The 9488-nt window shown below is 39.5% G+C and carries 10 protein-coding genes; 8 read left to right on the top strand and 2 right to left on the bottom strand.

Annotated features, from left to right (window positions below; genetic code table 11):
• The coding region (locus ACKI5B_RS07495; RefSeq protein WP_407427369.1) for a pseudouridine synthase at positions 1-1075 on the bottom strand (1075 nt) is incomplete at its 3' end.
• Positions 1076-1171: 96 nt separating this feature from the next.
• On the opposite strand from ACKI5B_RS07495, the gene ACKI5B_RS07490 reads away from it, so the two are divergent.
• From ACKI5B_RS07490 to ACKI5B_RS07455, 8 genes are all read left to right on the top strand, one after another.
• A complete protein-coding gene (locus ACKI5B_RS07490; protein ID WP_407427367.1) occupies positions 1172-1480 on the top strand; it encodes a hypothetical protein in 309 nt (102 codons plus the stop codon).
• Positions 1480-2418 carry a tRNA glutamyl-Q(34) synthetase GluQRS gene (gene gluQRS / locus ACKI5B_RS07485; protein WP_407427365.1) on the top strand — a complete coding sequence of 313 codons (939 nt, stop codon included), beginning with the start codon at positions 1480-1482 and terminating at the stop codon, positions 2416-2418. The genes ACKI5B_RS07490 and gluQRS overlap by 1 nt, the downstream gene beginning before the upstream one ends.
• Before the next feature lie 75 nt (positions 2419-2493).
• A complete protein-coding gene (argJ, locus tag ACKI5B_RS07480; RefSeq protein ID WP_407427363.1) occupies positions 2494-3765 on the top strand; it encodes a bifunctional glutamate N-acetyltransferase/amino-acid acetyltransferase ArgJ in 1272 nt (423 codons plus the stop codon).
• Positions 3766-3768: 3 nt separating this feature from the next.
• The gene (gene rnhA, locus ACKI5B_RS07475) at positions 3769-4221 is read left to right on the top strand and encodes a ribonuclease HI (protein ID WP_407427361.1); all 453 of its coding nucleotides are present in this window, start codon (positions 3769-3771) and stop codon (positions 4219-4221) included.
• Between the two features lie 18 nt (positions 4222-4239).
• Positions 4240-5391 (top strand): DUF8086 family protein, encoded by a 1152-nt coding sequence (locus ACKI5B_RS07470; protein WP_407427359.1) that lies wholly within the window; start codon positions 4240-4242, stop codon positions 5389-5391.
• A 104-nt stretch (positions 5392-5495) separates the two neighbouring features.
• Positions 5496-6194 carry a hypothetical protein gene (locus ACKI5B_RS07465; protein ID WP_407427357.1) on the top strand — a complete coding sequence of 233 codons (699 nt, stop codon included), beginning with the start codon at positions 5496-5498 and terminating at the stop codon, positions 6192-6194.
• A gap of 61 nt (positions 6195-6255) precedes the next feature.
• The gene (locus ACKI5B_RS07460; RefSeq protein WP_407427355.1) at positions 6256-7395 is read left to right on the top strand and encodes an FIST signal transduction protein; all 1140 of its coding nucleotides are present in this window, start codon (positions 6256-6258) and stop codon (positions 7393-7395) included.
• Between the two features lie 2 nt (positions 7396-7397).
• The gene (locus ACKI5B_RS07455; protein ID WP_407427353.1) at positions 7398-8285 is read left to right on the top strand and encodes a methyl-accepting chemotaxis protein; all 888 of its coding nucleotides are present in this window, start codon (positions 7398-7400) and stop codon (positions 8283-8285) included.
• Positions 8286-8318: 33 nt separating this feature from the next.
• Here ACKI5B_RS07455 and ACKI5B_RS07450 read toward each other — a convergent pair.
• The coding region (locus ACKI5B_RS07450) for a Crp/Fnr family transcriptional regulator (RefSeq protein ID WP_407427351.1) at positions 8319-9488 on the bottom strand (1170 nt) is incomplete at its 5' end.

Raw genomic sequence — 9488 nt, 5'->3', positions numbered from 1 at the left:
CTTTTTTAGCAAGCACTCCGTCTAAAAGGGCAATATATTCTTTGTGTACTTCTTTTGCTTCAAACTGCTTCATTAAAGCTCTGTGGGCTTCTTTTGTAAAAGCCAGAATCATCACGCCGCTTGTTTCCATGTCGAGCCTGTGAACCGCACTCTGAACGATTTCAACTTTGTCGCCGAAAAGAGTCTTGAAACGCGATTCGATACAGTCTTTTTTGTCTTCGGTTCTTCCCGGTACGCTCAAAACGCCGGATTGTTTGTTCACAACACAAATTGCATCGTCTCGGTATAAAATGTGTAGGCCAAGCATGGCTGGAAGCAAAATTCCACAGCGTTCATCACAAGGGGGTGTTAAGTGAGAAGTTGGGCGGTCCCCTTCGGGGCGGGCTATCCGCACTTCCGCTGCCGCTCCATTCGCAAAGCGAACGCCTTCGGCGGTGCTACTATCCCTGCCGCATTGTGCTGTCCAGACTGTTTCTGCCAGTGAAACCGGAAATAACTCGTGTGAAAAGGCGTAATCTAAAAGCTTTGGCGCGCAGCAGTCACCGGTTCCTGTCGGCGGAAGTTTTCCGTGGTTGTATTCTGCGCAAATTTCTTTTAGCGAACGGACTTTACCGTCTATACAGTGAAAATTATAAAGAGCGTGAACTTTTTCCAAAGATTCGGTGCAGAGCTTTTCACGCAGCTTAATAAGATTTTCTTTTTCTTCAACGCTTAATCTGTGTGAATCTGTGTTTTTCAGTTCATCCGTGATTTCGTGAATTTCTGCATCATTTTCTGCCAGTGCTTCTTCAATCTGCTCTGACGAAACAATCGAATCAACTATAATAAATATGTGTAAATCTGTGCTAATTTGTGGATTATTTTTTAATTTTTTTGCGTTTCCGGAATTTGTAATAAGATTTACTTCATTTCCGTCTTTGTCTTTGCAGACGAGTGAGCCGAGCATGACTCCCTGGTTTTTGCGTTCTTCACTTGGTCTGGAAGTCTGTACAAGCTCAATCCCGCCTTTTTGAAGTGATAAAATTAAATCTTTGAGTATTCGTGAAGCTTTTTCTTCTGAAAATGGTGGAAACATCGTTCAATTATTTTATAATGTAATCAAAAAATAAAGAAGTGATCTTGTTTTTCCGAAAATAAATCTGGTGGATTTTTCTTTTAAAAGGGGGATATTATGACAATTACAATTGATGAAGCAAAACTTGTTCAGACTGTAAAGAGCATTTCTATTCTGCTTGTGATTGCGGGAATAATCACATTTCTGGCTCTTTCAAGTAAAATTTTTCATTTCAGTGAATCAAATCCTGTTATGTACGAGATTAATTACAATCAGCTTTCAACTCCCGGAAAAGGCGTGGCAACTTCCATGAAAAAAACCGGTGAAGTTGAGTCAAAAGTTTTAGGCCCGCGTCGTGGAAACGGAAAGGGCGGCTCAAAATTCTTTGACGAAGTTGAAAAAGTTCACGGGAAAGGCTCAAAATAATGCGCGGCCGGTTTGCTCCGTCTCCGAGTGGCCGGATGCATCTTGGAAACGTATATTCGGCACTTCTTTCCTATCTCTGTGCAAAAAAAACAGACTGTGAATGGATTTTACGTATTGAAGATCTTGACCGCCAGAGATGCAAAAAAGAATATTCGTATCAGCTTATTGAAGATTTGTTGTGGTTAGGCCTTAAGTGGGATAATTTTTCTTCCTTAAGCAACTGCGGACTTTCTGATGAGTTTTTTCAGTCAAACCGTGATTCTTTTTATGTAAAAGCATTCAATTCTCTCTGCGAAAAAGGACTTGTTTACGACTGTTTCTGCCATCGTGCTGATTTACTTGCTTCTTCGGCTCCACATTTAGCTGATGGTCGCATCGTATATTCTGGCAAATGTAAAAATTTAACTCCTGAAGAAAAGTTTTCTTTTCAAAAAAAGCAGAATCCTTCGAAAAGAATTTCTGTAGAAGGGTGCGAAATCTCTTTCCAAGATATTTGCTATGGTCTTCAAAAATGCAATCTGGCCAGTGAATGCGGAGATTTTATAATCAGACGTGCTGACGGGAATTTTTCTTATCAGCTTGCAGTTGTAGTTGATGATGCTCTAATGGGAATCAATCAGATTGTTCGTGGCAGAGATTTAATTCCCTCTGCTTTTGAGCAGATTTATCTTTACGAAAAACTTGGATTTTCACAGGTTCCAGAATATTTCCACCTTCCGCTTTTGCTTTCTCAAGATGGTCGGCGACTTTCTAAGCGGGACAAAGACTGCGACATGGGCTTTTTACGCGGGTGTTTTACGCCTGAAAAATTGATTGGAAAAATACTTTTTTTATGCGGCTGCATTGAAAAGGAAGAGAAAATTTCTCTTGAAGAAGCTGTGGAAATATTTACTCCCCAAAAAATAAAGAATGAAGATATTCTACTCCATTGCATATAATGCTGTATTTTCGTATAATTATTGCATATTTATGTAATTTTCTTGCATAAAAATACATTTTTTTTGAGGTGTGGTATGGCATATACATTTATCGACGGTGGCGTTACAGCAGCTGAAGGTTTTACTGCAAACGGCGTATTGAATAAAATCAAATCAAGCCGGACAACTAACGATACAGCTCTTATTTTTTCAGAAAAGGTTTGCAATGCAGCAGGTGTATTTACACAGAACCGTGTAAAGGCTGAATGTGTTAAGCTTACCCGCGACCACATCGCAAACGGAAAAGCTCAGGCTGTAATTGCAAACTCTGGAAACGCAAATGCCTGCACCGGAAAAGAAGGCTACGACAACGCAAACAAAGAAGCTGTAGCTGTTGCAGCAAAAATGAACATTAATTCAGATGACGTTCTTGTTCTTTCAACTGGTGTAATCGGTCAGCAGCTTCCGGTTGATAAAATCTTAAATGGTCTGGACAAACTTGCTGACGGTCTTTCAAAAGAGGGTCATAAAGAAGCCCGAATCGCAATCATGACAACTGACACACAGTACAAGGAAGTTGCCCTCGAAACTCAGATTGGCGGAAAAACTGTCCGAATGGGAACAATGGCAAAGGGAAGCGGCATGATTCACATCAACTTGGGAACTATGCTCGGCTTCATTACTACTGACTGTGCAATTTCTTCTGAAATGCTCGAAAAAGCCCTGCGTATTTCTGCGGCTCAGACTTACAACTGTGTTTCAATCGACGGCGACACTTCAACAAACGACTCTCTTTTAATTCTTGCAAACGGAATGGCCGGAAACGCTGAAATCACTTCTGAAGGTGCCGATTTTGATGCCTTTGTCGAAGCTTTGAACGCCCTCAACACTCAGATGGCAAAAAAAATCGCTGCTGACGGAGAAGGGGCAAGCAGGCTTGTTACCTGTAATGTCGTTGGAGCAGACACTGTAGAAAATGCACGCGGATTGGCTAAAGCTGTAATCTGCTCAAACCTTGTAAAAGCCGCTTTCTTTGGGGCAGATGCAAACTGGGGCCGAATCTTAGACGCAATGGGATATTCCGGCTTCTTCTTTACTCCGGAAAAAACTTCGGTTTCTTTCTTGAGCCGCGAAGGAGCAAAGCGTTACTTTGAGGACGGAAATCAGAACGGCGGCAAGGAAAATTCAATCAAAGTGTTCGACCACGGAGTTCCTCTCAACTTCGACGAAGATCTTGCAAAGAAAATTCTCACCGAAGAAGCTGTAGAAATCTTAGTTGAACTTGAAGACGGCAGTGCAAAAGGTACTGCCTGGGGCTGTGACTTAACCTACGATTATGTAAAAATCAACGGAGATTACAGAACTTAATTTATGGAAAAAATCATTGTATATACAGACGGCGGCTGTCACGGAAATCCGGGGGTCGGCGGCTGGGCCTGTGTTGTTATTGCAGAAGGCGAAGCACGCGAATTGAGCGGCGGAGACAAATTTACTACAAATAACAAAATGGAATTAACTGCCGCTATTTCTGCTTTAACGGCAATTTACAACACTGAGCGTCTCAGAAATCTTCCGGTTCAGGTGAACATTGACAGTCAGTATGTAAAAAACGGAATTACCGGCTGGATTTTCAACTGGAAAAAAAACGGCTGGAAAACAGCAGCAAAAAAGCCTGTCTTAAATCAGGAACTCTGGCAGAAACTTGATGCCCTTAATTCTTCGCTTAATGTTGAATGGAACTGGGTAAAAGGACACGCCGGAATTGAATACAATGAACGCTGTGACCAGCTTTGCCAGATGGAAATGAGTAAATTAGAAAATTAAACTTCCGATAATAAAAATATGAAATTATCGAAAATTTGCCTTGCTGTATTATCACTTACTCTGCTTTTTTCCGGCTGTTCTAAAAAAAATCAAATGCATAAAAATAAACACAAAGTTGATCTTGAGATGAATGAAAAATCCAGTGATCACAAGTGGTTTTATTTTAATGAAGGCTCTTATGCCGAAATCGATTTGCCGCAGCATTCGCCGATTCTTGCTTTAAAGCCGTGGACAGAAAGTATCCGGGTTTGTGATGGAAATGTTACTTCAGACGGTAAAGCAATTCTTCTTGTAAATCATTCAGGTGCCCTTTATTTTGATAACACTGACAATCCTGTTCTTATTCAGGATTATCAGCTTTTTTCAGATTCGACTGCAGGAAACCTGGTTTTTGAAAATGGAGTTCCGTATTTTACATTGGTCAAAAATTCATTCTTTAATAAGACCACGAGCAAAAATCAGAGCCATATAATCAGACTGTCGCTTGAGCAAAAAATGTTTTTTCCGGTCATAACATATAATGATTTGAACATTGAGCAGACCGGCGAAGTCACTGGAACATATTTTGACGGAAACGATTGGGTCAGTTCGGTAAAATCAACAAAAAACAACAGAGTTTCTTTTCACTATATAAAATGGAAATCGCTTGTTGATCTGGCTTCTGTGCAGCCGTTTAATTCAAAATCAGAAAATTCAAATATCACAGTTTCAGAAATTTCAGAAACAAGTTACAGAAATCTGATTACTCCTGAAAATTTTTCAAAATCTCCCCTGCGTCTGAAAAATTTATTGAAATCAATTCCTAAAGATTTTAATTTCGTGCTCACCTGCAGGGATTTCGGAGGTTCTTCTCCACGCTATTTTGAAAATGGTTCTTCCGATTCAGATGATTCAACGGTAGCAAATGCAATAATAAAAGACAATTGGATTTGTGCCGTCTTTGCAGACGGAACGACTTATTTTTCAGGCTCTCTTGATGATAAACCTTTGATTAACAATGGAAAAACCGTTGCTTTCCGCCTGCCTAAACTTCCAAAAAGGTACTCTTATCAGGCTTTTGCAATAAGCGGAAATTATCTTGTGGTTGCATGGGAAGAAAGTGATTTTTATAAGACGGGCCGCAGCGGATTCCTTACCGTCGATATGGAAAAATTGTTTTATAAGGGATAAAATATAGGGGCGCACCGGCTTCGCCGTCGGGTGTTCCGCCCTTCGCTAACGCTCATTGCCGGTCTTCCGGCAACTTCGGGGCTCCATACCCTTGCGCTTTGCTTATGAAAAAACTTTTTTTTTCAATTTTAATTTGTCAGCTTTTAATTTTCTCAGTTTTTGCACAAAATACACAGACTGATGAAGCTTCTTCATCTAAAATCGAAAAATCACTGTTTATTACTGCCGGTCCAAAACTTATGCTCAATACAGATGATTCTTCCAGGTCTGCACCATCTCCGGTTATGTATTCGCTTGGCCTCGGCTGTGATTTTCTCCATAAAGAAAAAATTTCATTTCAAACTCATGCCTCTTTTTTTACGAATTATTATCTCTGGGATGGAAAAAAGGCTCAGCCTGCCGAAGTTGAAAACAGGACAGGAACAGCCCTTTCTTTAATGATTGATTTGACCTGTGGACGTACTTTCAGTGTAAGTGAATCAAAAAATCACATGTTTTCAGTTATGGGAGGACTTGGTTTTTTAGCACGTTATGCCCTTCTTTCAAATGGCGTTAATGAAGATGATCTGAACCGGGAAACTTCAACAACAGCAAAAAATGATATTTCTGACATTAACAGTGATTTTTATAAAAATTTGAATTTTATCTATCCGGAAATACTGCTTTCATATACATATAATTTTTCTCAGAACTGGAAAATCGGTACTGACTTCCGTACTTATATTCCAATCAGCTCGATTATAAATGATTCCAGCTTTGATTCAATGATATTCTCTTTTGCCTTAAAGTTCTTTTATAAATAAAATTTGCCAAACCTTTTGTTTCAGTTGTACAATAAAAGAAAAATTAAAAAAGGAATTGTCTATGATTCAAGAGGTAGTTTCAACTAGAATTTCTGATGAAAATGAAGCAGCCCGGGATTTGTTACGTCAGTTAAAACAGTCCCCGGATTCATACAATGCCGTTATTTTCATGGCGGCAATAAAATATGATTTTGCAAAGCTTTCCCTGGCTATAAAAGAACTTTTTCCTGATACAGAGGTAATTGGTGCCAGTACGGCAGGTGAAATTGATTTAAACGGCTTCCAGAATGATTCAATTGTTCTTACAACAATGAGTGACAGCCGCACCCGTGTAAAAGGTGTGCTTGTAGAAAACGGCAGTAAATATCCTGTCCTTAACAAAACTGATATTGAGCAGGCACTTGCTTCGGTCGGAATTTCATGCGGCGATCAGAATTCTCACCGTTCTGCCTTTGCAATTGCTTTTATAAACGGTGTTTATAATGCCGAAGAAACAATTCTTTCAAATTTCTATTCAATCATTCAAAATGACAAATTTTCCCTTGCCGGTGGAACTGCCGGTTTTACAGGAAATGAAGCAAAGACTTTTGTAAGCTATAACGGACGTACAACTCAGGATGGAGCGGCATTTCTTTTTGTAAAAACCTCATGCAAATTTGATATCCGGCAGGAAGATATTTTTAATCCTACTGGAAAAACACTGTATGTTACCCAGTCCGATACAATCAACCGTACAATTTACAAATTAAACGGTTTAAGTGCAAAATCTGTCTATGCAAATTATTTAGGAGTTTCAGAATCTCAGGCTGAAGGAATGACTTTTGAAAATCCTTTTGGCCGGCATATCAACGGTTCTATACATATTGCAGCCCTTGCAGGTTTTGCTTCAGACGGTTCCTGTTCACTTTTTGCACGTGTAGTTCCAAATTCTACGCTGGAGCTTATGCATATCGGTGATCCTGTTGCTAAATGTGATGAAACCTGTTCCGGAATAAAATCAGCAGTTCCAAATCCAGGTTTTACTTTAATGATGACCTGTATTACCCGAACCCTTGCTTTTGACCGGATGAATATCGGCGGCACAATTATCCGGAAATATCAGCAAACCTTCCCGACTTTCTGCGGATTTTCATGTTATGGTGAACAAATCGGCAGAGTTCACTGCAATCAAACCCTTGTAACTGTAGTAATCGGAGAATAAAAATGGAATCAATTAATCTTATAAAAAGCGGTATAAATGTTGTCGAATCACTTGTTCAATATCTTGCAAAAGATGCAATCGGCGGTGAATTCTTAAAAAAATATCTTGAAAGCCGTGAATCACAGTCAAAAGCAGCAAATGAGCAGAAACTTGCACTGGAAAAGCTTCTTGAAGGCACTTCTGAAATGGAAATGGGAAATCGCCAGATTTCAGAAAGTGTAGAAGGCAATATTCAGCGTCTTGGTGCAATTGCTGAGGCTATAAAATCTCTGAGGAATTCTGTTGATTTAATTGACCAGGAGCAGAAAAAATATGCAAGTCAGTTTGAAAGTTTGATTTCTCAGGCACAGGTAATCAGTAATCAGATTAATGATATACAGAATATTTCTGCACAGACAAATCTTCTGTCATTTAACGCATCCATTGAAGCTGCCCGGGCAGGAACGGCAGGCAAAGGATTTCGTGTTATTGCAAATGAAGTAAAAAAGCTTTCAAGTGATACAAATAAAACTTCTGAAGAAATTAAGCACAATGTTGAAAACCTGGTTACTTCAATTACAAATCTTGAAAAAGTTACAAAAAGTAATTCACAGTCTCTTGGAAAACTTGCCGAAGAAACCGAGGAAACGCTCAATACATTTACTGCTGTACGTGAAGCCAATTCTTCAAGCAATATGAATATTGGTAAAATCGGTTCTGTTATTGAAGGCAATATCCGTGGTATTAACGATGTAATAAAGAACGTAAAAGAAGCTGAAAAAACAAACGAAGAAAATCTTGAACTTTTCGTAAAATGTGCAAGTGATAACGAAATGCTGTTTAATGATTTGTATTCTTTTGTTTATGAATTAAAAGCAATTTTCAAGGATTTATCTGAATCTGAAGTGTAAAAAGATGGCTGTCCAGAACGGGCAGCCATTTTTTTATGTTCTTGTGTTAGTTTTTGTGTCAACGATACGCTTCATGTCAGTCATGTTGTTTACAACAATGTAATTGTCATATGCTTCGATTTTTCTTGTTGTAACGAACCTGTTGACTTCGTCTTTTGTGATGTCCAGTGAAAGTCCGGACCAGTGAGCCAGATCCTGAACGGTAAGGTTGAATCTTTTCTGTCTTTCTGCAGGTACAGGTCCCATTTCGTTGAACATACAGAATACATCGGCTAAACGGGCCTGAGGATCTGAAATTACAAGAATGCGTAGACGCCGTTTCTGGTCATAAATGCGTTTACAGAAAAGACGCAGAAGCATAAGGGCAATCTGAGGATTTCCTGTAATGAGAACTTCAAAATTTTCTTTATTAAATTCCAGACATTCTACCTGACCTACAGCAAAACAGGTTGCAGAGCGCGGTGAGTTGTCAAGAATTGCCATTTCACCGAAAAGTTCGCCGGGTTTTAAGATGTCTAGGTTTTTATTTGTGTTGTTTGCGCATTTTGTGAGCTGAACACATCCGCTTTGAATTAAATAGAAACTGTCGCCGTTCTGATATTCTGTGATTATTACCTGTCCGTCTTCGTAGGTTTTTGCAAAGCGCTTAAATGCCGGCAGTTCAAAAAGTTTTAAAGGCTGACCTGAAGAAGCGGCAGAAGTTTCAGAAGTAGTGGTTGTTCCTAATTCGCCTTTTTTGACAAATGCAGCGGCTTTTGCCATCATCCCTTTTACTTCAAGGGCATGTTCGCTTGTAGGGTAAAGTTTCATAAATGTTGTACAGACATCGAGACAGCTGCGCCATCTCTGGTCATTATAGAAAGCTGTTACTACAGCAAACATTCCCTGCATCTGGCTGATTGTTTCACCTTCGCTAAGAATAGATTCTGTTTTATGGTGGATTTGACGCAGCTGATTTGAAAATACACGCAGCATTTTCATCATAATCTGTTTGTTGGTGCTGAACAGGGCTTCAAATTCCTGAATTGTCATAGCGATACAGACAGATTCCTGCAATGCAGTTACTGTTTCTTCGCGCGGAAAGTGCCCGATTGCTGATTTTACGCCAAAAAATTCGCCGTTTTTGATTTGCTCTGTAACTGGAAGCTTTGTTTCAACATCAGTTGTTGTGGCGATAACTGTTCCTTTTTGAAGGAAGTCGGA

The organism is Treponema sp. (genome assembly GCF_045657965.1).
In the GTDB taxonomy this organism is placed as follows: Bacteria; Spirochaetota; Spirochaetia; order Treponematales; family Treponemataceae; genus Treponema_D.
The sequence above is the reverse complement of the archived record's forward strand: the minus strand, read 5'-3'. Positions and strand labels throughout refer to the sequence as shown.

Excerpts from the sequence above, each read along its gene's own strand:
- ACKI5B_RS07460 (WP_407427355.1), top strand. The coding sequence starts at position 6,256 with ATGATTCAAGAGGTAGTTTCAACTAGAATTTCTGATGAAAATGAAGCA.
- argJ (WP_407427363.1), top strand. The coding sequence starts at position 2,494 with ATGGCATATACATTTATCGACGGTGGCGTTACAGCAGCTGAAGGTTTT.
- ACKI5B_RS07465 (WP_407427357.1), top strand. The coding sequence starts at position 5,496 with ATGAAAAAACTTTTTTTTTCAATTTTAATTTGTCAGCTTTTAATTTTC.
- ACKI5B_RS07455 (WP_407427353.1), top strand. The coding sequence starts at position 7,398 with ATGGAATCAATTAATCTTATAAAAAGCGGTATAAATGTTGTCGAATCA.
- gluQRS (WP_407427365.1), top strand. The coding sequence starts at position 1,480 with ATGCGCGGCCGGTTTGCTCCGTCTCCGAGTGGCCGGATGCATCTTGGA.
- ACKI5B_RS07470 (WP_407427359.1), top strand. The coding sequence starts at position 4,240 with ATGAAATTATCGAAAATTTGCCTTGCTGTATTATCACTTACTCTGCTT.
- ACKI5B_RS07490 (WP_407427367.1), top strand. The coding sequence starts at position 1,172 with ATGACAATTACAATTGATGAAGCAAAACTTGTTCAGACTGTAAAGAGC.
- rnhA (WP_407427361.1), top strand. The coding sequence starts at position 3,769 with ATGGAAAAAATCATTGTATATACAGACGGCGGCTGTCACGGAAATCCG.